Genomic DNA, 24,198 nt, shown 5'->3' on the forward strand with positions numbered 1-24,198 from the left:
TCACGCCCGGCTGCCGTCGGCCGCGCCCACCACGAAGCCGCCGCGCCCGTCGAACCGCACGTCGTACACGGCGTCGAAGCCGTGGGCGGCCCCCGGCCGGCACAGCCGCCGCAGCGTGGTGTGGATGCCGACGTCGGGCACCCGCGCGCGGCCCGTGCGCACCTCGTTGCGGCGCAGCGAGCCCGCGAGGTCCGGCGGGAACCAGTACGCGACGGCACGTGCCCCCTGCGAGCGCGCCGCGGCCACCAGGGGGCGCCACTCCTGTGGCGAGGGGTTGGTGTTGTCCACCACCACCGACCGCCCGGCGGTCAGTGCCTCCTCGACCAGCCGCATCTGCCGGGCCTGCTTGTGCCGGGCCGAGCGCGGGAAGCGGTCCTTGCTCACCAGCACATGGTCGCTCAGGCAGCGCCGGCAGAACGACGTCTTACCGGACGCCTGAAGCCCCACCAGCACCGCCAGCTCGGCCACCGCCCTCAGCCCTCGGCGTTCTGCTGCGCCCACGTCCACGCGTACTGCAGCAAGTCCGCCGCCGTGACGGCGGTCAGCCCCGCGCACACCAGCCGGGTCCCGCGCGGCGCGACGGCATAGGAGCACACCAGCGCGCCCGCCACCCACGCCGAGGTGCAGAACGGGCACGACACCAGGTCGCCCACGGCCCGCTGCGCCCCACCGCCGCGCGGCTCGTCCATCACCTCACTGCCCTCACCCTGGCGGGTGCGCCGGGTGAACGGCGCCCGCAGAAAACTGGTGATCTTGTCCCGGGTGAGCAGCCGGGAGGCCTTGAACACCGCCATACCCATCAGGGCAACGTCCCACGGCGGCACCTGCTCGGGCGGCCGCACACCCCGGCGGTGCGCGACCGCCGCGAAGAGCGCGGCCCCTGCGGTGAAGGTCGTCGCGAGCGCGGCGTACCCGCCGAGAGGAACCTCGCCCTCGTCGTCGTAGCGGGGTACCGTCATGAAAATCCTCCCTGGTCGGCCGGTCGGGCCGGGCCCGAGTGCCCCGTCGCGCGGGCGGCCACACGCGCCCGCACACTGAACACATCGCCCACGCCTCGCGGGTACCCGTGTGCGGGGTGCGTTTTCCCCGGGCGGTGCAGGCAACCCGGTGCCGACGGCACGACCAGTGCGCCCGGCGGCCTGTCCCGCCGTCGCGTTCCGAGGAGGTCCGGATGACCATCACCGAGCCCTCGCCGCCCGGCCGGGGCGGCCCACGCATCGGCGTGCTCGGCTCCTACGGAGGCTTCAACACCGGCGACGAAGCCATCCTGACCTGTGTCCTGAGCTGTCTGCGCGCCCAGCGGCCGCAGGCGCGGCTCGTCGTGTTCAGCCGCGACGCCGAGCACACCCGCGCCCACCAGGGGGAGGCCGACGAGGTCGTCGACTGGGAGGGCGTCCCGCAAAAGCCGGTGCTCGACGTGCTGGGCCGCCTGGACCTGCTGGTGCTGGGCGGCGGCGGCATCCTGTACGACGGTGAGGCCCGCCGGTATCTGCGCCTGGTCGGCGCGGCGCAGGCCAGGGGCGTGCCCACGTTCGCCTACGCGGTCGGCGCCGGGCCGCTGAACGAGGCCGAGGACCGGGCGGCGGTGCGCGCGGTTCTGCCGGTCATGGCGGAGGTGGTCGTGCGCGACGAGGAGTCCCGGCTCGTCCTGGAGGAGGTCGGCATCGACCGCGACCTCACCGTCACCGCCGATCCGGCCCTGCTGCTGCCCCCCGAGCCGTTCACCGAGCAGATGATGCGGCAGGAGGGCGTCCCGGACGGGGTACGGCTGGTGGGCATGTCGGTGCGCGAGCCGGGCCGGGCGGCGGAGAAGCTGGACGAGGGCGACTACCACGCGCTGCTCGCCGACGTCGCCGACTTCCTGGTCCGCCGGCTCGACGCGCACGTGGTGTTCGTGCCGATGGAACGCCAGGACGTCCGGCACGCACACGGCGTGCTGTCCCGGATGACCGCGCCCGACCGCGGGCGCATCCTGCACAACACCTACAGCCCCGGCCAGGTCCTCGGCTTCATGAGCCACCTCGACCTGGTGGTCGGGATGCGCCTGCACTTCCTGATCTTCGCGGCGCTGGCCGGGGTACCCGTGCTGCCGCTGCCGTACTCCGGCAAGGTCTTCGACTTCGCCCGCCGACTGGGCGCGCCCGCGCTGGTCGGTGTGGCCCGTGAGCAGGCCGGGCTGCTGCTGGCCGAGGTGGACCGGCTGTGGGACGAGTTCCCGCAGCGGCGCCCGGACTTCGACGAGCGGGTCCGCCGACTGCGGGAACGCTCGCGCGACACATGTGTGCGCTGCGGCGTGCTCCTCGACACGCTGCAGCCCCTCCGGACCGACCCGGCCGGTCTCACCGGCGACGACCCCCTGGCCGCGGACGATCCCCCGCCGCGGGCCCACACGGCCTTCCCGGTCTGACCTGCCACCGGGCCGCCGCCCCTGCCGAGCACCCCGGAACCAGCCGACGGGAAGAGGACATGCCCCTCCTGGAACCGCCCCGAGAACCCCGTACCGTCACCCTGCCCGCGCGCCCGGCACGCCACGGGGGCCGCACGGACGTCCTGGTCGTCGGTGGCGGACCGGCCGGTACCGCCGCCGCCCATTCCGCCGCGCAGGCCGGTGCCGACGTCGTCCTGGTGGAGCGCTACGGCTTCCTCGGCGGCAACGCCACCGCCGCCCTGGTGATGCCGCTGATGTCCTTCCACAACGAGCAGAAGCAGGCCGTCTTCGACGAGGCCGGACAGGACGGCCGGCTGCTGCCCTCCGACCACGGCGAGGGCGAGGCGGTCGTGGCCGGGTTCCTGTGGCGGCTGCTGGACCGGCTCACCGCGCGCGGCGGCTGCATCCCGCCCTCCCTGGACACCGGCTACACGGTGCCGTTCGACCCGGAGACGTTCAAACTGGTCCTCCTCGACCTGCTCGACGAGGCCGGCGTACGGCTGCTGCTGCACTCCTTCGCCTCCGCCGCGCTGCCCCTGGACGACGGCTGGCGGGTGGTGTTCGAGACCAAGTCCGGACCGGTGGTGATCGACGCGGACGTGGTCGTCGACGGGACCGGGGACGGCGATGTGGCGGCCGCGGCGGGGGCGCCGTTCGAGGTGGGGCGGCCGGAGGACGGGCGGGTGCAGCCGATGACGCTGATGTTCCGCGTCGCCGACTTCGACCCCGAGGGCTTCGCCGGGTACGTGCAGGCGCACCCCGACCAGTGGCGCGGGGTACACGGGCTGTGGGACCTGGTGGAGGAGGCCACCCAGGCCGGTGAACTGCGGCTCGCCCGCGAGAACATGCTCTTCTTCGGCACCCCGCACCCCCATGAGCTGAGCGTCAACAGCACCCGGGTCACCAGGGCCCTCGGCATCGACGTGTGGGACCTCACCCGGGCCGAGTGCGTCGCCCGCCGTCAGCTGGAGCAGATCGACCGCTTCCTGCGCACCCGCGTGCCCGGCTTCGAAACCGCGTACGCCGTGCAGAGCGGCACCCAGATCGGGGTCCGCGAGACCCGCCGGATCCTCGGCGACTACCACCTCACCGGCCACGACATCCTCGGCGCCCGCTCCTTCCCGGACGTCGTCGCGCACGGTGCCTACCCGGTGGACATCCACAACCCCCGCGGCACCGGCACCATCCTCAAACGCGTGCCGCGCGGCCGCTTCTACGACATCCCACTGCGCTGCCTGCTGCCCCAGGGCACCGAACGCCTCCTGGTCGCCGGGCGCTGCATCTCCGGCTCCCACGTGGCGCACTCCTCCTACCGCGTCATGCCGATCGCCATGGCGACGGGCCAGGCCGCGGGCGCCTGCGCCGCTCTCGCCGTACGCCTCGGCCGCCCCCCACGCAGGGTCCCCGCCGAGCTGGTCCAGCAGGAACTCCTCCGCCAGGGCGCCCGCCTGCAACGCGCGGACGACGGACGGGCCCAGGCGGCCGGAGGCTAGCGGCCGTTTCGGGCACGGTTGCGGTCGGGCTGCCGGAAGGGCCGGGCGCGGCGGGCGAGCGAACGCGCCGGGCCCAGCGGCGCCGTCGGGGCGTCGCCCGGCGCCGCAACGTCCGCCGCGGTTCACACTTCGTTGTCCCTCCAGCGGCCGCCCTGGGGTGCCGCGTCGTAGCGGGTGGAGCGGTCCGCGTTGCCGGTGAAGTCGTTGTCGGTGACACGGCCGCCCTCCCAGTGGCCGTCGGCCGTGATCCACAGGGCGTGGTTCTGGGTGCGCGGCTCCTGGTCGTCCCAGAAGCGGTTGCCGTGCACATGGGGCCGGGTCAGCGCGGCCGCCACGGTGGGGCCGGCGCGCGGGGCGGGGGAGTCCGGCAGCCGGTAGGCGGTGCCCGCCGGGGGCGTGCCGTCGCTCCAGGCGGTGTCCGCGCCGGGACGGCACGGCGCGAGGGTGAGCGCCGTCGCCGTGTTGCGCAGCACCACCGCGCTCTGCCCGCCGACCGTCACCCGCTTGCCCTGGTGGCCGTCGGCCGGCCACTCGGCGTGCTCGTCGATCACCGAAAGCGCAAGACAGCGGACCCCGTCCCCGCCGCCCGCCGCCGCGGGGGCGGCCCGCCGCCCGTTGTCGCGGAACCGGTTGCCGAGGAACGCCGCCTCCCGCAACCCGGCGTCCACCCGCACCCCGTCCAGCGCGTTGCCGCGGATGTCGTTGGACTCCAGGACGACGTCCATGGCCGGCTCCTGGTCGCCGCCCGCCAGATTGTGCTCCCAGTACCCGTACCGCCCGTTGTCGCTGATCCGGTTGCCGCGGAAGGCGTACGGCCCCGGCGTGTTGCCGAACCCGATCCCGTCGCGCAGGTTGCCGTCGATGACGCAGCCCGTGACGACCCCGCCGCGCCCCCCGATCCCGGACGTGCCCTGCGAGGACACGTCGAACCCGGCCTCATGGTTGCCGATCATCGTGCAGTTGGCGACGAGCAGCCCGTCCGCGCCCCAGTCGGAGATGCCGAACCGGTTGTCCTCGGCGTGGCACGCGGTGATCCGGATGCCCCGCGGCGGCGTCCACCGCGTCTGCTGCAGCTCCAGGAAGATCCCGTTCGTGCCGTTGCCGATCGCCGTGCACGCGGTCACCGTCAGCCGCTCCACGTCCCCCCAGCCGCCGATCCCGATCCCGATGCCGGCGCCGCCCATCTTCTCCCCGGGGTCCTGAGCCCCGCAGCGCTCGGCCAGCACCCCCTCCACCACCGTGTCCTGCAGGAAGTCGCAGCCGAAGCCGGTGGCCGCCGCGTCGTGCACATACAGGTCGCAGAAGCGGCCGCGCAGCACGTACTGCAGCCCGAGCCCCTTGGCCAAGGGGTGGTAGTCCGTCGTCCGCGCGCCCGACGCGTCGACCTCGAAGTGCGCGAAGGTGACGTCGGCCAGGTGGTTCTCCGGGCCGGCACCGTGCTGCTGCGCGGTGAACCAGGCCAGCGGCACCGGATCGGTGGGGCGACCGGGATTGCGCAGCACGAAGCAGGTGGCGCCGCGCCCGGCGCCGATCAGGGACACTCCGCTGCGCCACACCACCGGCTCGTCCTGGATCAGATAGCGGCCCGGCGGGACGAGGATCCGGCGCGGCAGCCCGTCCGCCGCGCGGGCCGCGCCCAGCTCGTCCACCAGGACGGCCGACCGGTCGTCGGTGGTGCCGTCACCGGCCAGCCCGTAGGCGCGCGCGTCGACCGTCAGGGATGCGGACATCGCGTCCTCCTCTCCACCCGGGAGGTGCGGGAGCCGAGTACCGGCGTTCCGCGTCTCGCATGCGCGCCCGGGCCTCCGCACCCCTGGCCGGCGGTTCGCCCGGAAGCCGCCGGGTACCCGTGAGCTCGGACAGCACAGAGTGCGAGGAGCGAACGATGGCTTCGCAGGCACGCACGACCCCGTCCGGCCCCCGCCGTGACGGCCCGGCCCGGGCCCGCCCGTCACGGCGCCGCGACCCGATCGGCGGACTCGACGACGAGCCGGATCTGCTCGGCCAGTACCTGGCGCAGATCGCGGCCACCCCGCTGCTGGACGCCGAGCAGGAGGTGCGGCTCGCCCAGCGCATCGGGGCCGGCGTCGAAGCCCTGGAGGAGCTGGAACAGGCCGACGCGGGGGAGCGCCGGCCGACCCCACGGCAGCGCGCCGCACTGGAGGCCGCCGCGCGCGACGGGCTGGCGGCCAAGGACCACATGGTGCGCGCCAACCTGCGTCTGGTGGTCTCGATGGCCAAACGGCACGCCCACCGCGGCCTGCCCCTGCTGGACGTCATCCAGGAGGGCAACCTCGGGCTGATCCGTGCGGTGGAGAAGTTCGACCACACCAGGGGCTTCAAGTTCTCGACGTACGCCACCTGGTGGATCCGTCAGGCCATCGAGCGCGGCCTGGCGAATCACGCGCGGACGGTACGGCTGCCGATGCACGTCGTCGAGCAGCTGCACAAGCTCGCCAAGGTGGAACGGCGCCTGCAACTGGCCCTCGGCCGCGAGCCGACCCCCGAGGAGGTCGCCGAGGAGGGCAAGCTCGCCCAGGACAAGGTGGTGTGGCTGCGTCGGGTGGGCCGGCAGTCCCTCAGCCTGGACACCCCGGTCGACGAGAGCGGCGAGACGGTCGTCGGCGACCTCATCCCGGACACGGACGTGCTGCAGGCCCCGGAGGTCGCCGAGTACCAGGCGCTCGCCGAGGAACTGCGCGACGCCATCGGCACCCTCGCCCCTCGCGAGGCGATGATCCTCAGCCTCCGCTACGGCCTCCACGACGGCCGCTCCCGCACCCTGGACGAGGTGGCCCGGCACGTGGGCCTGACCCGCGAGCGGGTGCGCCAGCTGGAGAAGCAGTCACTGGCCCTGCTCCGCGAGCACGAAACGGGCGAACGCCTTGTGGAATGGGCGAGTTGACCCTCCGTCCGATCCGGATTCTCACGGGACGATCACACTTCCCCCATCTCCTTGCCTAAGTCAATCAATTGTCCTACCTTCGTGGGCCGTATCGATGCGCGCTGCCCTCACGGAGGCCCGACAGCCATGTCCCACGCTCATCCCCGGCCCGCCGAGGAGGTGACCGCTCCCGGGCGGACCAACCTCGTGGTGGCGGTGCTGGCCTTCGGCGGGATCGTCGTCTCGCTCATGCAGACCCTGGTGATCCCGATCGTCCCGGAGCTGCCCAAGCTGCTGGACGCGTCCGCCTCCGACGCTGCCTGGGCGGTCACCGCGACGCTGCTCGCGGCCGCCGTCGCGACCCCGGTGATGGGCCGGCTGGGGGACATGTACGGCAAGCGGCGGCTGCTGCTGGCCAGCGTGTCGCTGCTGGTGGCGGGCTCGGTCACCGCGGCGCTGAGCGACAGCCTGGCGCCGATGATCGTGGGCCGGGCGCTGCAGGGTCTGGCCTCCGGTGTGATCCCGCTGGGCATCAGCATCATGCGCGACGAACTGCCCGCCGAACGCCTCGGCTCGGCGACCGCGCTGATGAGCGCCTCCCTCGGCGTCGGCGGCGCCCTCGGTCTGCCCGCCGCCGCCCTGATCGCGGACCACTTCGACTGGCACATGCTCTTCTGGACCTCCGCGGTGCTGGGTGCGGTGGCCTTCGTCCTGGTCCTGGCCCTGGTGCCGGAATCGGCGGTTCGCACGGGCGGCCGCTTCGACGCCCTGGGTGCCCTCGGGATGGCCGCCGGCCTGATCTGCCTCCTGCTGGCCGTCTCCAAGGGCGCGGACTGGGGCTGGGGCAGCGGCACCACGCTCGGCCTCCTCGCCGCGGCCCTTGTGGTCCTGCTGCTGTGGGGCGTGTACGAACTGCGCACCGGGGAGCCGCTGGTCGACCTGCGCACGACCGCCCGCCGCCAGGTGCTGGTCACCAACCTCGCCTCGATCGCGTTCGGCTTCTCGATGTTCGCGATGTCCCTCGTCCTGCCGCAGCTGCTCCAGCTCCCCGAGGCGACCGGGTACGGCCTCGGCAGGTCGATGCTCGACGCCGGTCTCGTGCTGGCGCCGACGGGCCTGGTGATGATGGCGATGGCGCCGGTCTCCGCTGCCATCTCCCGCGCCAAGGGCCCGAAGGCGACCCTGATGCTAGGCGCGGTGATCGTCGCGGCAGGCTACGGGCTGAACATCTGGCTGATGAGCGCGGTCTGGCAGCTCGTGCTGGTGTCCTGTGTGATCGGCGCCGGCGTCGGCTTCGCCTACGGCGCGATGCCCGCGCTGATCATGGGCGCGGTCGAGCCGTCTGAAACGGCCGCCGCGAACAGCCTCAACACCCTGATGCGGTCCATCGGCACCTCGGTGGCGAGCGCGATCGCCGGGGTCATCCTGGCCCATCTGACGACGAACCTCGGGCCGGTGGCGCTCCCCAGCGAGAACGGGTTCAAGGTGGTGATGGCCACCGGCTGCGGTGCGGCGGTCCTCGCCCTGCTGGTCGCCGCGTTCATCCCGGGCCGGCGCCCGGCCGCCGTGCCCGCCCCCGCTCAGGAACCGGCACCCGCCACGCCGAAGGAGACCGCACCGGCCGTCGCCGAGGCGGACGAGGAGGCCGTCGGCGCGGCGGTCGCCGTACCGCTCGCCCGGGCGGTCGCCGAACTGGTGGCGACGGTCCCGGGCCTGGCCGGCGACGAACCGGCGCCCGCTGGAGCGGAGGTACGGGGCTGGGTGCGCGGAGGCGAATCCGCGCCGGTCCCGGGGGCCGCGCTGACCCTGATCTCCCTCGAGGGGCGGCAGTTGGGCCGCGCGGTCGCGGACACCGACGGCTCCTACGTGCTGCCGGCGCCCGGACCGGGGACGTATGTGCTCATCGCGGCCGCCGATGGCTGCCGTCCGCAGGCCACGACCCTCGTCGTCACCGACCGCGAGGTCTCCCACGACGTGCTGCTCGACGGCTCCGGCGGGCTGAGCGGTGTCGTGCGGTCCGCGGACAGCGGGGCGCCCGTCGCCGACGCCGTCGTCATCGTCACCGACGTTCGCGGCGACGTCCTGGCCACCGGACGCACCGACGCCCTCGGTGAGTTCACCCTCACCGACCTGGTGCCCGGCCCCGTCACCCTCGCCGTCAACGCGCCCAAGCACCGCCCGCTGGCCCTGCACGCCGAGATATCCGCCACCGGCGTCACCCGCGTGGACGTCGACCTCACCGCGGGCGCATACGTTCGAGGCACCGTGCGCGGCGCCGGCGCACCGCTCGGCGACGCCCGGGTCACGCTGGTGGACGCCGCGGGCAACGTCGTCGGTACGACCACGACCGGCGCGGACGGGGCGTACGCGTTCTCCGACCTCGACAGCGGCGCGTACACCGTGATCGCCACCGGCTATCCGCCCAAGGCGACCGGGATCACCGTCGCCGGCGGGGGAGACGGGAAGCACGACATCGAACTGGCCCACCCCGTGGCGTAGGCGGGTGGGATCCGAACCGCCCCGGCTCCGGAAAGGTCCGTCTCACGTGCCCTGTTGAGGTCCGCGGTCGATCGCTAGGCTGGCCGCGGACGACGAGTCGGGAGGAGCACGGACGTGGCGGAGAGCACCATCCAGCAGCAGCCGCTCACGGGCTGGGACAAGCCGGAGCTGGACCTCAGCAACGCCCAGTGGCAGTCGAGCAGCCGAGGCCTGGGGGATGTCCAGATCGCTTTTGTCGAGGGGTTCATCGCGATGCGCAACAGCCGCCGCCCCGCGAGCCCGTCCCTGATCTTCACACCCGCGGAGTGGGGCGCGTTCGTCTCCGGCGCACGGGAGGGCGAGTTCGACCTGACCTGAACCGCTCGCCCGCCCGCCGCTGCGATGCGGCGGTGACGATCACCTACGACCGGCGCGGCGACCTCACCGACCAGCGCCGCGCTGGTCGCCGAGGCCGCCCGCGCGGCCGGGGCGGCGGGCCGCGCCCGGCTGCACGTCGGCTTCGAGCCGGGGCCCTCTGCCTCGGTGCCCGCGGCCTCAAGCCGACCACCGCCGGCCCGCTCGCCCTGTGAGGCCCCCTCGTGACGAGGGCCGCCCGCGTAAAATTCCTCCCCTTTTCCGGACACGCGACCACGGAAACCGCTCCCGGGACGCCGCCTGCGCCAGGCTGGCCCCAGGATGAGGAAGGTCTTGTTCCGGAGGTGAGGGACGCATGAGCACACTGCCGGTCATCGCGGCGGTCGACGGCTCCGAGGACAGCCTGCGCGCCCTGGACTGGGCCGCCGACGCGGCCCGGGCGCGCACGGCACCGCTGCAGGTCGTCCACGTGCGGCAGTACGTCGCCTGGGCCCAGCCCGGCGCTCCCGTGGTCCTCCCGCCCCCGCCGGAGGAGGACCCGGTGCTCACCGACGCCGCCGCCCGCCTCGAGGCGCGCGGTCAGGCACCGGCGGCGGCGTACATCGGCATCGACGGCGCACCGGCCGCCGCCCTGCCGGAACTGGCCGCGGACGCCCAGCTGCTCGTGCTCGGCTCCCGCGGCCGCGGCGGTTTCGCCAGCCTGCTGCTCGGCTCCAACGGCATGACCGCGGCGCGCGACGCCCCGTGCCCTGTGGTGGTCGTGCCCCGGCCCGACCGCACGGTCGAGGCCCCCCTGCCGGCCGAGCCGGGCCCCCGCGTGGTGGTCGGTCTCAACGCCGACGGCCCCGACGCGGCCACCCTCGACTTCGCCTTCACGGAGGCCGAGCTGCGCCGGGCCCTTCTCCAGGTGATCGCCGCCTACCCGTGGCCCGCCCAGACCTGGACCACGCACGGCGAGATGCTGCCGCCGGCCGTCGACCAGGCGGCCGTCGAGGCCGAGACCCGCGCCCTGACCGACGGCTTCCTCGCCCCCTACCGCGAACGCCACCCAGAGGTGCGGGCCGAGCCGTCCGTTCTTCCCGGCGACGCGGCGGGCAACCTCGTCGCCGCCTCCCAGGGCGCCGACCTGCTCGTCGTCGGCCGCCACCGCCGCCGGCTCCTCGCCCCGCGGCTGCTGGGCTCCGTCACGCACGCGGTCCTGCTGCACGCGGTGTGCCCGATCGCGGTCGTCCCCCCGCATCCGCCGGAGGAGTGACCCGCAAGGGCCCGGCCCTATCATCGGCCGCATGCAGGACCCGATCAGCCCGGACACCCGGCTCGCCCTCGACCTCGCGCTGACGCTGCGGCACGACGGACACGGCGGCGTCACCGACGACCTCGCCGACCGGGAGGGGCTCACCGCGTGGCTGCGGGCACACCCCGCGCTGACCTCCGACGCCGACGAGACCACCCTGCTGGCGGTGCGCGAGCTGCGCGCCGCCGTCCGCTCCCTCTTCGCCCGCACGGTACGCCCCGCCGCCCCCAGCCCGGCCGACGCGGACGTGCTGCCGCCCGTGGCGCAAGCGCTGCGCACGCTGAACGCGGCGGCCGCCCGCCGGCCCGTCGTACCGGTGCTGACCTGGGTGCAGGACACCGAACCCGAACGTGAGTACCGGCCCGCCGCCGGCCCCGACGATCTCGTCGCCCGCCTCGCCCGCGCCGCCATCGCCTTCCTCGCCGGCCCCGACCGGCACCGCCTGCGGGCCTGCCACGCCCCGCGGTGCGTGCGCTACTTCCTCAAGGACCATCCCCGCCAGGAGTGGTGCAAGCCGTCCTGCGGCAACCGGGCCCGCGTCGCCCGCCACCACGAACGCCACCGCAAGATCACCTAGGTGGCGGCCCGCACGACGCCGAGGCGCCCCGGGCACGTACCATGGCCGCATGTCGTTCCTCCGTCGCCGCAGCGCCACCCCCGCCGGCCCCGACTTCGACGTGCTGGCCATGGACCCGGGTGACTGGCCCGGAAACCTGGGCGCCGGCCTGCTGCCCGCCCCCGACGGCACCTGCCAGGGCGTCTACCTGCGCTACGACCTCTTCGGCGGCCGCGGCCCCGCCATGATCATCGGCAACCTCCCCGAGGGCTCCCCGGCCCGCGAGGTCGACGAGGGAGAGGTCCCCTTCGAGGTGGCCCAGCTCCTGCTGGCGCTGGAGAACGACGAGGAGGTGACCGTCGTCGGCACCGAGGACGTGCCCGTCCTGCAGGGCGACAACCTCCTCATCGTGCGCCGGCTGAAGCTGTCGGAGTCCCGCATCTCCTGCGTGCAGTTCGACCGCAGCGACAACGTCCTGGTCACCATCGCCGCCTGGGACCGGCCCATCACGGACGACCTGTACGCCCTGCTGAAGCCGCTCCCCGCGGAGCTGTTCCAGCAGGGCTGAGGCCCGCCGCGGCTACTCGGCCGACTGCGCCACCCGCACGTCGGCCGCCCGCACGAACGCCACGCGGTGGCCGTACTGGATCTCGTAATACAGGTCCTTGCCGACGACCACCCGGTGCGAGCCCTCGGTGAAGGTCACCGCGTAGTAGTACTCACCCGGCACCTTGTCCCCGACCACGTAACTCTGGCCCGCCGGCACCTTGTACGGCAGCGGGGACACCGACTGCGCGGGGACGCCCGCCGGGTAGGCGGAGGCCTCCGGGTACGCCCTGCCGTACACCGGGATGCTCGCCGCGCCGGCCTTCGGGGTCACCACCAGGCCCGCCGCGGGCACGGCCGCCGGCTTGCCCTTGGGGTTCTTGAACCAGGCTTTCTGACCCAGGTACCAGATCGCCGTCCAGTCGCCGTTCTGCCCGGCCACCGCGAACTGCTGGCCGGTGGAGACCCGCGAGGACAGGTCGTTGACGTCGTTCGTCGGCGTCGTGCCCAGACCGATGTCCTTGATCAGCGGGGAGTCCTCGTCCGGCTGCGAGTACAGCCGCACCTCGCTGGAGCCGTGCACGGGGCACGGCTGGCCGCCCTTGGCGCAGCCCGTGTACACCGGCTGGTTCGCGGCGTAGTCCGGCCGGATCGTCACCAGGCCGCCGCCGCTGCGCGCGGTCCGCTTCACCGGGTGGCCCAGCAGCTCGAAGTAGTGCCGCCAGTCCCAGTACGGGCCCGGGTCCGTGTGCATGCCCGGGATCGTGCCGGTCGTGGGGCCGGGCACCGTGTCGTGGCCCAGGATGTGCTGCCGGTCCAGCGGGATGCCGTACCGGTCGGACAGGTACTTCACCAGACGGGCGGAGGAACGATACATCGCCTCCGTGTACCAGGCGTCCGGGTTCGCCAGGAAGCCCTCGTGCTCCAGGCCGACCGACGCGCCGTTGATGTACCAGTTGCCCGCGTGCCAGGCCACGTCCTTGGCCTTCACATGCTGGGCGATGTGCCCGTCGGTGGAGCGCAGCGTGTAGTTCCACGACACATACGTCGGGTCCTTGATCAGGTTGAGGACGCCCTCCCAGCCGCCCTCGGTGTCATGGACGACGATGTAGCGGATGCGCTGCGAGGCGGGCCGGTCGCCCAGATCGTGGTTGCCGTAGTCGTTGTCGCCGAACTCCTCGTACGGCGCCGGCACCCACTCGCACGACACCGACGCCGGGCACTCGGTGTTCGCCGCCGACGACCGGCGCAGGCCCGTGCGCGTCAGCTGCCCGGTGTCGGGGGCCACGCCGGGCTGCGCCGCGAGCGCCACCCGCTGGCCCGCGTCCGTGAAACGTTCCTGCCCGGTGTGGATCACGTCGAACACGTCGTCCGCGTACGCCGCGGCCGTCGCCGTGTCGTCGGCGCCGGAGAACCGGGCGACGGCGCCGTACCACTCGGCCGGGTCGGAGCTGAGCGGCTCGCCCAGATCCTTCTGCGCGGCGGCCAGCAGCGCGGCGCCGCCCGCGATGTTCGCGGCCGCGTCGGAGCGCAGTTCCGCGTCCGGGATGCCGGTCAGCTCGGCGGCCCGCGTGAGGGTCTTCAGCCGCGCGGGCAGCGCGCTCTCCGCGGGGAGCTTGGCCTCGGGACGCAGCGGCGGGCGGGCCTCGTCGCCGCGAGCGTCCTCGGTGCCGTCGCTGTGGTGCGGCGAGGTCGCCAGCGCGGTGCGGGCGTCGGTGAGATGCATGGGGCCGTAGCCGCCGGTCACGCTCGGCGCGCCGGCGTGCGCGTCCCAGCGGGACTGCAGATAGGAGACGCCGAGCAGCACGCTCTGCGGCACCCGGTACTCGGCCGCCGCGGAGGCGAAGGCCCGCTGGAGTGCGCCCGCCGAGTCGTCGGCGTGGGACGGGCCCGCGCCGAGCAGCGGCAGCAGCAGCGCGCCGGACGCCACGGCGACGGCGCCCCGGCGGGCGAGGCGTCTGTGGCCGGGGGAGTGGTGGGGGTCGGTGACGGAACCGCGCAAAGCTGCCTCCAGAGACGTGCGGTCATGACGGGGCGTGCGGGCCGAACCCGGTCAGTGGTACCGGCTGGCCGACGATCCGTCAATCATGCGGTCACAGAGGCGATTTCCCATGTCAAGCGGTGGGTGGGGCGGGTTTCGCGACGGGTGGTTCACCCGCCTGCACGGCGTCAGTGGCCCATACCAGTGGTTGCGGTCCGCCACCCGGCGGCCGTCCGGGGTGCGCCGTCGCGCCGAGCGCACCGCGGGCCGGCGTCCCGGCCGGTGAGCACCGACCGGCGTGGGAGGGTGCCGGCGCTCGGCGGCCGGTGTATCAGGCCGGTGGATCCGGCCCACCGTGGCCGACCGCATCGCAGGGAGGCCTTCGGTGAGTGCCGCGCCTCAGCCCTCATGGGCCGTCGGCGAGCGCGGCACCCTCGCCTCGCCGCGGTCGTCAGCGCGTGCCGACCGCAGCGCGTACCGCTCGGCGGACCAGCTGGCAGTCGTCGTGCAGGCGGCGCAGCAGCAGGCGCAGTTCCTCACCGGAGGGCGTGGCACCCGGATGGGCCGCGCCCGCGCCGGCCGGGGGTGCGTCGTGCATCGAACGCTGCACGGCCGTCTCGTAGGTGCGGATCTCCCGGGTGAGCACCAGCATCAGGTTCACCAGGAACGCGTCCCGGGCCGCCGGTCCCGCCTGCTGCGCGAGCTGGCTGATCTGCCGCCGGGCCACCGGCGCGTCCCCGATCACCGACCACAGGGTCGCCAGGTCGTAGCCGGGCAGGTACCACCCCGCGTGCTCCCAGTCGACCAGCACTGGACCGGCCGGTGACAGCAGGAGGTTCGACAGCAGGGCGTCGCCGTGGCAGAACTGGCCCATGCCGCCCCGGCCCGCCGCGTGCGAGATGCCGTGCAGCAGCTTCTGCAGGTCGCCCAGGTCGCGGTCGGTGAGCAGGCCCAGTTCGTGGTAGCGGTTGATACGGGCCGCGTAGTCCAGCGGGGCACCGAACGTCCCGGCCGGCGGCCGCCAGGCGTTGAGCCGGCAGATCGCCGCCAGTGCCGCCCGTACGTCCGCCCGCGGCGGTGCCTCCAGGGGGTGCCGCTGGAGTGCCGCCACCCGTCCCGGCATCCGCTCCACGATCAGCGTGCAGTTGTCCGGATCCGCCGCGATCAGCCTCGGCACCCGCACCGGGGGGCGGTGCCGGACGAACGTGCGGTATGCGGCTATCTCCTGCCGGTACCGCTCGGCCCACTCGGGGGAGTGATCGAGTAAGCACTTGGCGACGGCCGTGCTGCGACCGGTCGTGCCGACCAGGAGCACGGAGCGTCCGCTGCGGCGCAGCACCTGCACCGGGGCGAACTCCGGGCAGATCCGGTGCACCGACGCGATCGCCGTGCGCAGCTGCGCTCCCTGAGGGCCGGACAAGTCGAGTCTCCCGCTGAGCGGTTGTGTGCCGGCCCCCGGGCCGCGCCGGCTGCGGCCCGCACCGAGCACGGGGGCCGCCCCACGCGCGGGGGCCAGGTAGGGGCCGCTGGCGCCCACCGCGGGGCGGGGGAGCAGCGGCCGGGGCGGGGCGGACACGGAGGACGATGCTGCGTACATGGGCGAAACAGATCCCTTCGTGTGCCTGTGACGTCAAAGCGCCGTCCGGCCCGGCCGCCGTGCTGCACCCTGGGGAGTGCGCCCGTCGCGATGACTGCGAGCGGGTGGCGACCGGGTCGGGGTGGCGCATATCTACCTGACACCCGGCGGCCACTGGCACACCATCTGGCGGACCCTGGCGAACCCTGGCGAATAGTCGCTCGGCAACTCGCACCGGGCTAGTGTCAACTCAGCCGAGAACCTGGGGGCTTGAGTGAGCGGACAACCCAACACCCGACTCGCGGATCTGTTCGGCATGGCCGGCTGGTCCAAGGGAGAACTCGCGAGGCTGGTCAACAAGCAGGCGGCGGCCATGGGCCACCCCCAGCTGTCGACCGACACCTCCCGGGTGCGGCGGTGGATCGAGACGGGAGAGATCCCGCGCGATCCGGTGCCGCGGGTGCTGGCGGCCCTGTTCACCGAGCGTCTCGGCCGTGTCGTGACCATCGAGGACCTCGGTCTGGTCAGGCACGGGCGCGCGGGGAAACGGCAGGGCGACGGGAGCGTGGAGCATCCCGACGGTGTGCCGTGGGCGCCCGAGCGGACCGCGGCGGTCCTCACCGAATTCACGGGAATGGACCTCATGCTCAACCGACGCGGCTTGGTGGGCGCGGGTGCCGCGCTCGCCGCGGGATCCGCACTCAGCGGAGCCATGCACGACTGGCTGCACACCGACCCGACCCTCTCCGTCGACGCCCCCCACACCGATCACCCCCTGCACGCCGACCCCGCTGGGTTCGACCGCTACGAGGCCGCCCCCATCGGGACGCAGGAGGTCGAGGAACTCGAACGCTCGGTCGAGGTCTTCCGCGCCTGGGACGCGGCCCGCGGCGGCGGGCTCCAGCGCAAGGCCGTGGTGGGCCAGCTCAACGAGGTGGGCGGCATCCTCGCCTACCACCACTCGCCCGGCATCCAGCGCCGCTTGTGGGGCGTCGCCGCCAACCTCGCCGTCCTGGCCGGCTGGATGTCGCACGACGTGGGTCTGGAGCCCACCGCGCAGAAGTACTTCCTCATCGCCGCCCACGCGGCGCGCGAGGGCGGGGACCGGCCGCGCGCGGGCGAGGCACTGTCCCGGGCCGCCCGGCAGATGGTGCACCTGGGCCGCCCCGACGACGCGCTGGACCTGATGAAACTCGCCCAGTCCGGCGCCGGCGACCGGCTGCTGCCCCGGACCAAGGCGATGTTCCACACCATCGAGGCCTGGGCGCAGGCGTCGATGGGCAAGGGCCAGGCCATGCGCCGCACCCTGGGCCAGGCCGAGGACCTCTTCGTCTCCGACAAGGCGGACGAGGAGACGCCGGACTGGATGCAGACCTTCAAGGCCGAGGATCTGTACGGCATGCAGGCGCTCGCCTACCGCACCCTGGCGGAGTTCGATCCCGGCGCCGCCGCGCACGCCCAGTACTACGCGCAGAAGGCGCTGGATCTGCGGATCGACGGCCGGGAGCGCTCGAAGATCTTCGACCACCTGTCCATGGCGTCGGCCTGCTTCATCGCCGATGACCCCGAACAGGCCGACCGCTACGCCCGGCTGGCCCTGATGTCGATGGGTTCGAACTCCTCCCGCCGCACCTGGGATCGGCTGCGCCAGATGTACCGGCTCACCGCCCAGTACGCCGGCTACCCGGGGATCCAGGAGTTGCGCGAGGAGATCGTGCAGGCCCTGCCGAAGGGCAAGAGCGGCAAGGCGAGGGGCAGCGCACCGGCGTAGGAAGCGGGCGCTGTCGGTTGAGAAACGGGCGAAGGGCTACGACTCCACCCGGGCCACCAGGACGCACGCGCCGTCCTGGCGCTCGGCGGTGTCGAACTCCGCCACGACCGCGCGCACGCAGTCCTGCGCGTCGGCGGCATCCGCGATCCGCGGGGCCAGGTCGAGCAGGGCGTCGGAGCCGTCCGCCCCCGCACGGCCGGGCACCAGGCCGGCGGTGTGCAGCAGGAGCAGGTCACCGACCTCGAGGGTCTCCTCGGCCTGGCCGTAGGCGGCGGTCGGGGTGGCGCCGAGCAGGACGCCGTCCGGGGGCGCCAGCCTGCGCCCTGTTCCGGCGCGGTACAGCACGGGGGCCGGATGCCCGGCCTGCGCCCAGGTCAGGGTGCGGTCGGCCGGCCGGTAGCGGCAGCAGACGGCGCTGCCGAGGGCCGGCCGGCCGGCGGAATCCAGTAACCGGTTGAGCAGCGCCATGAGCTCCCCGGGCCGGGTGCCCGCCATCGCCATGCCGCGCACCGCGCCCAGCAGCATCGCCATGGTGGACGTCACGACCGGTCCGCGGCCGGTGAGGTCGCCGACGCCCAGCAGGCTCTCGCCCGCGGGCAGTTCCAGGGCGTCGTACCAGTCGCCGCCGATCAGCTCGCTCGCCGGGGCGGACAGGTAGTGGGCGGCGATGTCGAGGGACCCGGCGCCGCGGCGCGGGAGCCGCAGGGAGCCGTGCCACGGGGGGAGCACGGCTTCCTGCACCTCGACCGCGACCCGGTGCTCGGTCTGCGCCCGCTGCCGGCTGCGCTGGAGCGAGTCACGGGTCTCGCTCACCGCCCGCTCGCTGCGCCGCAGTTCACTGACGTCGCGCAGCACCGCCCACATGGACGTGGTGCTGCCGTCGGCGTCGAGCACCGGCTCGCCCATCATGTGCACCGTGCGGACCTCGCGGTCCGGGCGCACGATGCGGAACTCGCCGTCGATCGGTTTGGCGTCGATCAGGCAGTCCGTGACCATCGCCGTGAGCTGCGGCCGGTCCTCCTCCAGCACGAGGGAGGGCAGTTCGTCCAGGGTGAGCGCCGGGCTCGCCGGGTCGCGGCCGAGGATCCGGTACAACTCGCCGGACCAGCTTGCCTCGTCGGTCAGCAGGTTCCACTCCGCGCTGCCGACCCGGCTGAGCAGCGGACCGCTCGGCGCCTGTGCGGCCTCGGCGGGCGGTTCCTCTGCCGCGGGCCCGGCGGGCAGCGGGCCGTCCCGCAGTTGCGCCAGGTGCTCGTCGAGGTCGTCGAGCTGGTGCAGGGCCAGGTCATACAGGGCGCGCTGCCAGCGTTCCGTGGGGTCGCTGCCGTCGCCCTGGGTGTCACGCCGTACCGCGTCCACGTCGCCCTTGAGCCGCCGCGCCTGCGAAATCAGCGCGTCCACCGAGCCGCGGGAGGGCGGCTGGGCGGAAGAGCGGTCCGCGGAGACATGGGACGGCATGACGCACTCCGATGCGGGACGGTACGGCCAGGCGGACGGGTGGGACCGGTTACGACTGTTGCACAGCCCGCGATGTCGTGTAAGGGATTTGGCACCACACGATACGGTGGTGCTTCTGGCATATGCCACAGTCTTCCCGGAGGGGCATCGCGGTACGGTCGGCGTAGGTCGCACCACAGCAAATCGTAGTCGCTATACGCGACTTGACGGACCGTCGAGCATTCCGCGCAGACATTCAGGCGGGTGTTCGACGGTCGCCTGTTCGGTCCTCTGGCCGCCTGCTGTTCATGTGCCGCCTCACCGCACGGATACGGACCCCGACCGCCTTACGGTGCACCCTTGCGCGCGGTGGTCGCGCGCGTTCACCGGCCGCCCGGCGACCGGCGCGCCCAGCGTCAGCGGCGCTCCTCGGCGTACAGCGGCGGGCGCGGGGCCAGGTCGACGCAGACCCGCCCGCCGTCCTCCAGGGAGCGCACCCCGGCCTCGGCGACCAGGGACGCGGCATAGCCGTCCCACGCGCCGGGCCCGGTGACCCGGCCCGCCCGGGTGGCGTCGACCCAGGCCTGCACCTCACGGTCGTAGGCGTCCGCGAACCGCACCAGATAGTCCTGCGGCACCTCGACGCCCGCGCCGCCGCGCGCGGTGACCGCCATGCCGTGCTCCTCGCCGATCCGCGCGCTGCCACCCTCGCAGACGGCCTCGCAGCGCACCTGGTAGCCGAAGCCGCAGTTGACGAACACCTCCACGTCCACCAGGGCGCCCCGCTCGGTCTCGAACAGCACGAACTGCGGGTCGGCCAGCCCCTCGGGAGCAGCGGCGCAGGAGCGTGGACGCAGCACGGTCACCGCGGTCAGCTCCTGCCCGAGCAGCCAGCGCGCGGCGTCGATCTCGTGCGAGACGGAGCTGTTGACCAGCATCGCGCTGGTGAAGCCGGGCGGGGAGGAGACGTTGCGGTGCACGCAGTGCAGCATCAGCGGCCGGCCGAGCGAACCGCCGTCCAGCAGCGCCTTCAGCCGCAGGTACTCGGCGTCGTAGCGGCGCATGAAACCGATCTGCGCCAGGCGTCTGCCGAGCCGCGCCTCCGCCTCGACCACGCGCAGGGCGCCCGCCGAGTCCGGCACCATCGGCTTCTCGCACAGCACCGGCAGCCCGCGCGCGAACGCCGCGAGCAGCGCCTCCTCGTGCGCCGGGCCGGGGGAGGCGATCAGCACCGCCGCCACGCCCGGTGCGTCCAGCGCGGCCTCGGCGTCCGTGTGCACGCTCACGCCGTCGATTCCGGCGGCCGCCTCCTTGGCCCGCCCGGTTTCCGGGTCGGCCACGGCGGCGACCCGCGCCCCGCTCACCACCCGGTCGAGACGGCGTATGTGGTCGGCACCCATGTGCCCGGCGCCCAGCACGGCCACACCCAGCGGCTCGGCCACGTCTCCCACGGCTCCTTCCCCGGTCGCGTGCGCGCGCCCGGCGGCGCACGCGAACCAGGGTGTCACGGCCGTCAAGGCCGCGCGGGAAACAGCACGGGAGGGTCAGAACCGCAGCACGCCCGCGATGCCCTCCGCGTCGCGCAGTGAGCCGTCGGGGACGAACCGCACGTCCGCGCCGGTCTCCAGGCACTGCTCGACGATCTCGTCGACGACGTCCTCGCGGGCGTCGAGTTCGCCGTCCGCGGCGGGCTCCAGATGGTCGCCGACGTCGCGGACCGTCACCTGGTAGTTCTCCTCGACGGCGAGCAGCCGCACCCGGGCCTCGCGGGCGCTGCGCCAGATCTCGTCGAGCCCGGCCGCGAACGCCCGCCGTCCGCGGGCCGCTTCGAGCTCCTGCGCCACCGTGTCGGCCGTCCTGCGCTGCTGTTCGGCCACGACCGGCCGTACGGCCTGCCACACCGCCTCGGGCGAGGCATGGGTGAGTCCCCCGTGCCGTATGTGCACCGCGCACTTGGCGACCGTGCCGACGTCGTCGAACAGGGACAGTGCGGCCTGATCGCCGGTGACGTAGACGGGCCGGGGGGCCTGGCGCAGCACCTCGGTCATCGCCGTGTCGGCCTCGCGCAGGAACTGGCGGGTGCCCTCGTCGCGGAACGTGCTCGGCAGGTCTCCGATGCGCTCCATGCGTTCGGCGTCGAAGTTGTCCCGGCTGCGGATCAGGGGGAAGCCGCCGGTGTGGTCCTCGGCCACCCGGTCGTGGCCGCCGCTCCACAGCGTGACGCGGTCGGCGGAGACCGACAGCACCCAGAACGGCCGGTCGGCGGCCTGGGCGGAGACCAGGTTGCGGGTCAGGAAGGTGTCCGACAGCACCACCCGTTCCGGCACGGAACGGGCCAGCGACCACACCTGGTGCTCACCGGGAGCGGCGAAGATCACCAGCCCGTCCTCGGTGTGGGTCAGGTCCACCTCGGCCATGGCCCGGTCGAGTTCGCGCGCGACCTCGGCGCGCCGTTCCCGGCTGACGGCCGGGTCGGCCTCCAGCCGGCGCTTGGCCTCGGCCACGACATTGCGCAGCCGGACCCGGTCCTGGGAGTTGTCGGGTTCGCGGCGATGGGTCGGCGTCAGTACGGACACCGCCGGATACGGCCGCGGCCGGCGCAGTTCGGCGAGAGTGGCAGGGCTCAGTGCATGCTCCATGACAGCACCATAGGGCTGATTCGCGTATCGGGCATTTGGGGTAACTCTGGCTGTTCGTGCGGGGATCTTCACAGCTCCACGGCAGTGACGCGCGACCTGCGGACGGTTACGCTACCCGCCAGTAACCGGACCGCTCCCCAGGAGACGCCCATGCCGCAGCTCGAGGTCGACGGCGCGACACTGACGTACGACGACGAGGGCCCCCGCGACGGCGCGGCGCCCCTGGTGTTCGTGCACGGCTGGACGGCCGACCGGCACCGCTGGGACCACCAGGCCGGCCACTTCGCGCGGCGGCGCCGGGTGATCCGGCTCGACCTGCGCGGGCACGGCGAGAGCAGCGGCGCGGGTGTGCGCACCATCGCGGCACTGGCCGACGACGTGCTCGCACTGCTCGACCACCTTCAGGTCGAGCGCTGCGTCCTGGCCGGTCACTCCATGGGCGGGATGATCGCGCAGACCATCGCCCTGTCCCATCCCGCGCGCGTCGAGCGACTGGTCCTGGTGGGCACCATCGGCCGCATGACGTACAGCCGGGCCAGGGGCCTGCTGATGGCGGCGTCCACGCTCGTGCCGTACCGGCTGTTCGTCGCCGCCAACATCCGGCGCGCCTTCGCCCCCGGACACCCGCGCGAGGAGATCCGCCGCTCCATCGCGGCCTCCGCCGCCACCCCGCGCGACGTCGTCATGACCCTCTACGGCGCCATGCGGGCCTTCGACGTCCTCGACCGGGTCGGCGACATCCGCGCGCCCACCCTGCTCGTCCACGGCGCCCGCGACGTCCAGTTGCCGGTCGCGCAGATGCTGCGGATGGCCACCGCCTATCCGGACGCCGTGGTCCGGCTGATCGACGCCGGGCACGAACTGCCCCTGGAGAAACCGCGGGAGCTGACCCGGGCGATCGACCGGTTCCTGACCGGACAGACCGCCTGAGCGCGACGCCCGGCACCGTCCCGCGTCCGAGGGTGCGCGACGTCAGTCCTCCTCGTCCGGCCCGCACGAGCTGCCGCTCACCGGCAGGGATCCGTACAGCAGGAAGTCGTCGACCTTGCGGTGCACGCACTTGGACGACCCGTAGCCCGTGTGACCGTCGCCCCGGTTGTCCAGCACCACCGCCGAGGAGCCGAGGCGCTCGGCGGTCTCCTGCGTCCAGCGGTACGGCGTCGCCGGGTCACCCCGCGTGCCGACGAGCAGCATCTTCGCCGAGTGCAGGTCCTTGACCTTCTCGCGGACGAAGTCGGTGCCCGCGGGCCGGCCGTAGCACATCAGCACCTGCGCCAGCCGGAACCGGCCGAAGACGGGTGAGGCCTGCTCGTAGGCGGCGCGCAGCCGGCCCAGATCCCTGGTGATCCGGTCGGCGGAGGGCCGGTCGGGATCGTCGGCGCAGTTGATCGCCATCAGCGCCGCCGGAGGGTTGTCCAGCGGGACGTCGTCGGCGTCCGTCAGCCCCGTGCCACCGCGATCGCCAGGGTCGCGGCGGACCGGCGGAGCGAAACCGCCGGAGGCGAAGCCCATCACGCCGTTGGTGTCACCGTCCTGGACCAGCTCGGCCAGCGCCCGCTCCAGCGAGGGCCACAGCTTCTTGCTGTACAGCCCCTGCCCGATCGCGCCCACCAGGTCCTGGCCGGTGAACGGCTTGCCGATACCGCTCTGCACCGGGTCCTCGTCCATCGAGTGGATGAGCTTCACGACCTGCTCGCGGGCCGAGCGCGCGTCCTCGCCGAACGGGCACGCGATGTCCTTCACGCACCAGTCGACGAAGTCGTCCAGCGCCACCTGCTGACCCTGCGCCCCCGCGATGCCCTGCTCGGTCAGCGGCTCGGTCAGTGTGTCCACACCGTCCAGCACCACCCGGCCCACCCGGTCCGGGAACCGGGCCGCGTAGACCGCGCCGAGCCGGGTGCCGTAGGAGAAGCCGAGATAGTTGAGCTCGCCTTCGCCGAGTGCCGCGCGCATCACGTCCAGATCGCGGGCCGCGTCGACCGTGCCGATGTGCCGCAGCACCGGACCCGAGTGCCGGGCACAGGCCACGGCCGCCTGGCGCAGCTGCTCCAGCGCGGCCCGCGGGTCGGCCAGTTCGTCCTGGCCCGCAACCGCAGCGAACGCGTCGTCCTCGCCCTCCCCGCAGCTGACCGGAGAGGAGCGGCCGACGCCACGGGGGTCGAACGTCACCACGTCATAACCGTTGGTGAGCCCCATGAAGTCCTTGCCGCTGTCGGCGAGCTGGGGCACCCCCGCACCACCCGGCCCGCCGAAGTTGAGCACCACCGAACCGCGCCGATGACCGGTCGCACGGTAGCGGGCCACGGCCAGGTCCAGCTTGCCCGCCCGGGGGTGTGCGTAGTCGAGCGGGACGGTGATCTTCCCGCACTGCAGGTCCCTGGGCATCCCGTCGCCCTGGCATCGGCCCCAGGTGATCTTCTGGTCGTAGAACCGGCTCAGGTCGGGCCCGGAACCGGCGTGCGCCGCCGGCACTCCCGTAGCCAGCAGGGCGAACCCGAGGGCTCCGGAGAGCGCGCAGCGGCGTATCGCCGCGGACCGCGTCGACCGCTCGGACAGCATCCTTGCCTCCCAGGGCGCCCCGTCGCGGACCGGAACCGGCGCCCTCGCTCACCATAAGCGGGCCGCGCACGCCCCGCCCGTCCGCGCACGGACCGGTGGGACCAGCCCCACCCCGCCGGCCCGGGGCGTGCCAGGGAGTCCGTACCCGGGCGTCCGGACCGCGCCCTGGATGTCACGGCCC

Annotated in this window: 19 protein-coding genes; 10 read left to right on the top strand and 9 right to left on the bottom strand. The window is 73.7% G+C overall.

Annotation, left to right across the window (positions count from 1 at the left end; translation table 11 throughout):
* Together AB0J12_RS25265 and AB0J12_RS25270 are read right to left on the bottom strand one after the other, a co-directional pair.
* Positions 1 to 501, bottom strand: coding sequence for an ATP-binding protein (locus tag AB0J12_RS25265; protein ID WP_363266660.1), 501 nt, complete (start codon positions 499 to 501; stop codon positions 1 to 3).
* On the bottom strand, positions 474 to 959 hold the full coding sequence (locus tag AB0J12_RS25270) for a DUF1360 domain-containing protein (RefSeq protein ID WP_363266661.1): 486 nt from the start codon (positions 957 to 959) through the stop codon (positions 474 to 476). The genes AB0J12_RS25265 and AB0J12_RS25270 overlap by 28 nt, the downstream gene beginning before the upstream one ends.
* 212 nt (positions 960 to 1,171) lie before the next feature.
* Between AB0J12_RS25270 and AB0J12_RS25275 the strand changes: the two genes are divergently transcribed.
* Together AB0J12_RS25275 and AB0J12_RS25280 are read left to right on the top strand one after the other, a co-directional pair.
* The gene (locus tag AB0J12_RS25275; RefSeq protein WP_363266662.1) at positions 1,172 to 2,407 is read left to right on the top strand and encodes a polysaccharide pyruvyl transferase family protein; all 1,236 of its coding nucleotides are present in this window, start codon (positions 1,172 to 1,174) and stop codon (positions 2,405 to 2,407) included.
* Between the two features lie 59 nt (positions 2,408 to 2,466).
* Positions 2,467 to 3,921, top strand: coding sequence for an FAD-dependent oxidoreductase (locus AB0J12_RS25280; RefSeq protein ID WP_363266663.1), 1,455 nt, complete (start codon positions 2,467 to 2,469; stop codon positions 3,919 to 3,921).
* Positions 3,922 to 4,043: 122 nt separating this feature from the next.
* On the opposite strand, the gene AB0J12_RS25285 is transcribed toward AB0J12_RS25280, so the two are convergent.
* The gene (locus tag AB0J12_RS25285; protein ID WP_363266664.1) at positions 4,044 to 5,651 is read right to left on the bottom strand and encodes a right-handed parallel beta-helix repeat-containing protein; all 1,608 of its coding nucleotides are present in this window, start codon (positions 5,649 to 5,651) and stop codon (positions 4,044 to 4,046) included.
* Between the two features lie 155 nt (positions 5,652 to 5,806).
* On the opposite strand from AB0J12_RS25285, the gene AB0J12_RS25290 reads away from it, so the two are divergent.
* From AB0J12_RS25290 to AB0J12_RS25315, 6 genes are all read left to right on the top strand, one after another.
* Positions 5,807 to 6,826 (top strand): sigma-70 family RNA polymerase sigma factor, encoded by a 1,020-nt coding sequence (locus AB0J12_RS25290; protein WP_363266665.1) that lies wholly within the window; start codon positions 5,807 to 5,809, stop codon positions 6,824 to 6,826.
* A gap of 126 nt (positions 6,827 to 6,952) precedes the next feature.
* Positions 6,953 to 9,304 (top strand): MFS transporter, encoded by a 2,352-nt coding sequence (locus tag AB0J12_RS25295; protein WP_363266666.1) that lies wholly within the window; start codon positions 6,953 to 6,955, stop codon positions 9,302 to 9,304.
* Positions 9,305 to 9,418: 114 nt separating this feature from the next.
* Complete coding sequence (locus AB0J12_RS25300) at positions 9,419 to 9,661, top strand: DUF397 domain-containing protein (RefSeq protein WP_363266667.1); 243 nt, start codon at positions 9,419 to 9,421, stop codon at positions 9,659 to 9,661.
* 352 nt (positions 9,662 to 10,013) lie between these two features.
* Positions 10,014 to 10,913: a universal stress protein gene (locus AB0J12_RS25305; RefSeq protein ID WP_363266668.1), complete on the top strand. Its 900-nt coding sequence runs from the start codon at positions 10,014 to 10,016 to the stop codon at positions 10,911 to 10,913.
* Positions 10,914 to 10,944: 31 nt separating this feature from the next.
* Positions 10,945 to 11,529, top strand: coding sequence for an ABATE domain-containing protein (locus tag AB0J12_RS25310; RefSeq protein ID WP_363266669.1), 585 nt, complete (start codon positions 10,945 to 10,947; stop codon positions 11,527 to 11,529).
* Between the two features lie 49 nt (positions 11,530 to 11,578).
* Entirely contained in the window at positions 11,579 to 12,076 is a 498-nt protein-coding gene (locus AB0J12_RS25315; RefSeq protein WP_361638024.1) for a hypothetical protein, read from the top strand.
* Between the two features lie 12 nt (positions 12,077 to 12,088).
* Here AB0J12_RS25315 and AB0J12_RS25320 read toward each other — a convergent pair whose 3' ends face one another.
* Positions 12,089 to 14,056, bottom strand: a complete 1,968-nt coding sequence (locus AB0J12_RS25320) for an N-acetylmuramoyl-L-alanine amidase (RefSeq protein ID WP_363266670.1) — start codon at positions 14,054 to 14,056, stop codon at positions 12,089 to 12,091.
* 430 nt (positions 14,057 to 14,486) lie between these two features.
* Positions 14,487 to 15,632, bottom strand: coding sequence for an aminoglycoside phosphotransferase family protein (locus tag AB0J12_RS25325; protein WP_363266671.1), 1,146 nt, complete (start codon positions 15,630 to 15,632; stop codon positions 14,487 to 14,489).
* A 253-nt stretch (positions 15,633 to 15,885) separates the two neighbouring features.
* Between AB0J12_RS25325 and AB0J12_RS25330 the strand changes: the two genes are divergently transcribed.
* Positions 15,886 to 17,382 (top strand): hypothetical protein, encoded by a 1,497-nt coding sequence (locus tag AB0J12_RS25330; protein WP_363266672.1) that lies wholly within the window; start codon positions 15,886 to 15,888, stop codon positions 17,380 to 17,382.
* 36 nt (positions 17,383 to 17,418) lie between these two features.
* Here the strand turns inward: AB0J12_RS25330 and AB0J12_RS25335 are convergent, their stop codons facing one another.
* From AB0J12_RS25335 to AB0J12_RS25345, 3 genes are all read right to left on the bottom strand, one after another.
* Positions 17,419 to 18,840, bottom strand: coding sequence for a SpoIIE family protein phosphatase (locus AB0J12_RS25335; protein ID WP_363266673.1), 1,422 nt, complete (start codon positions 18,838 to 18,840; stop codon positions 17,419 to 17,421).
* Positions 18,841 to 19,235: 395 nt separating this feature from the next.
* On the bottom strand, positions 19,236 to 20,261 hold the full coding sequence (locus AB0J12_RS25340) for a Gfo/Idh/MocA family oxidoreductase (protein ID WP_363266674.1): 1,026 nt from the start codon (positions 20,259 to 20,261) through the stop codon (positions 19,236 to 19,238).
* Positions 20,262 to 20,363: 102 nt separating this feature from the next.
* Positions 20,364 to 21,458 carry a chemotaxis protein gene (locus AB0J12_RS25345; protein WP_363266675.1) on the bottom strand — a complete coding sequence of 365 codons (1,095 nt, stop codon included), beginning with the start codon at positions 21,456 to 21,458 and terminating at the stop codon, positions 20,364 to 20,366.
* A 150-nt stretch (positions 21,459 to 21,608) separates the two neighbouring features.
* Here AB0J12_RS25345 and AB0J12_RS25350 point away from each other — a divergent pair, with 150 nt between their 5' ends.
* Positions 21,609 to 22,388, top strand: a complete 780-nt coding sequence (locus tag AB0J12_RS25350) for an alpha/beta fold hydrolase (protein ID WP_363266676.1) — start codon at positions 21,609 to 21,611, stop codon at positions 22,386 to 22,388.
* 42 nt (positions 22,389 to 22,430) lie between these two features.
* Here the strand turns inward: AB0J12_RS25350 and AB0J12_RS25355 are convergent, their stop codons facing one another.
* Positions 22,431 to 24,017 carry an alpha/beta hydrolase gene (locus AB0J12_RS25355; RefSeq protein WP_363266677.1) on the bottom strand — a complete coding sequence of 529 codons (1,587 nt, stop codon included), beginning with the start codon at positions 24,015 to 24,017 and terminating at the stop codon, positions 22,431 to 22,433.
* Positions 24,018 to 24,198: the final 181 nt, after the last annotated feature.

Origin of the sequence: Streptomyces sp. NPDC049915 (genome assembly GCF_040656475.1) — a bacterium.
Taxonomy (GTDB): Bacteria; Actinomycetota; Actinomycetes; order Streptomycetales; family Streptomycetaceae; genus Streptomyces.

Coding starts and splice junctions, on each gene's coding strand:
- AB0J12_RS25355 (WP_363266677.1), bottom strand. CDS start 24,017: ATGCTGTCCGAGCGGTCGACGCGGTCCGCGGCGATACGCCGCTGCGCG.
- AB0J12_RS25285 (WP_363266664.1), bottom strand. CDS start 5,651: ATGTCCGCATCCCTGACGGTCGACGCGCGCGCCTACGGGCTGGCCGGT.
- AB0J12_RS25290 (WP_363266665.1), top strand. CDS start 5,807: ATGGCTTCGCAGGCACGCACGACCCCGTCCGGCCCCCGCCGTGACGGC.
- AB0J12_RS25270 (WP_363266661.1), bottom strand. CDS start 959: ATGACGGTACCCCGCTACGACGACGAGGGCGAGGTTCCTCTCGGCGGG.
- AB0J12_RS25295 (WP_363266666.1), top strand. CDS start 6,953: ATGTCCCACGCTCATCCCCGGCCCGCCGAGGAGGTGACCGCTCCCGGG.
- AB0J12_RS25315 (WP_361638024.1), top strand. CDS start 11,579: ATGTCGTTCCTCCGTCGCCGCAGCGCCACCCCCGCCGGCCCCGACTTC.
- AB0J12_RS25280 (WP_363266663.1), top strand. CDS start 2,467: ATGCCCCTCCTGGAACCGCCCCGAGAACCCCGTACCGTCACCCTGCCC.
- AB0J12_RS25310 (WP_363266669.1), top strand. CDS start 10,945: ATGCAGGACCCGATCAGCCCGGACACCCGGCTCGCCCTCGACCTCGCG.
- AB0J12_RS25275 (WP_363266662.1), top strand. CDS start 1,172: ATGACCATCACCGAGCCCTCGCCGCCCGGCCGGGGCGGCCCACGCATC.
- AB0J12_RS25325 (WP_363266671.1), bottom strand. CDS start 15,632: ATGTACGCAGCATCGTCCTCCGTGTCCGCCCCGCCCCGGCCGCTGCTC.
- AB0J12_RS25335 (WP_363266673.1), bottom strand. CDS start 18,840: ATGCCGTCCCATGTCTCCGCGGACCGCTCTTCCGCCCAGCCGCCCTCC.
- AB0J12_RS25345 (WP_363266675.1), bottom strand. CDS start 21,458: ATGGAGCATGCACTGAGCCCTGCCACTCTCGCCGAACTGCGCCGGCCG.
- AB0J12_RS25305 (WP_363266668.1), top strand. CDS start 10,014: ATGAGCACACTGCCGGTCATCGCGGCGGTCGACGGCTCCGAGGACAGC.
- AB0J12_RS25350 (WP_363266676.1), top strand. CDS start 21,609: ATGCCGCAGCTCGAGGTCGACGGCGCGACACTGACGTACGACGACGAG.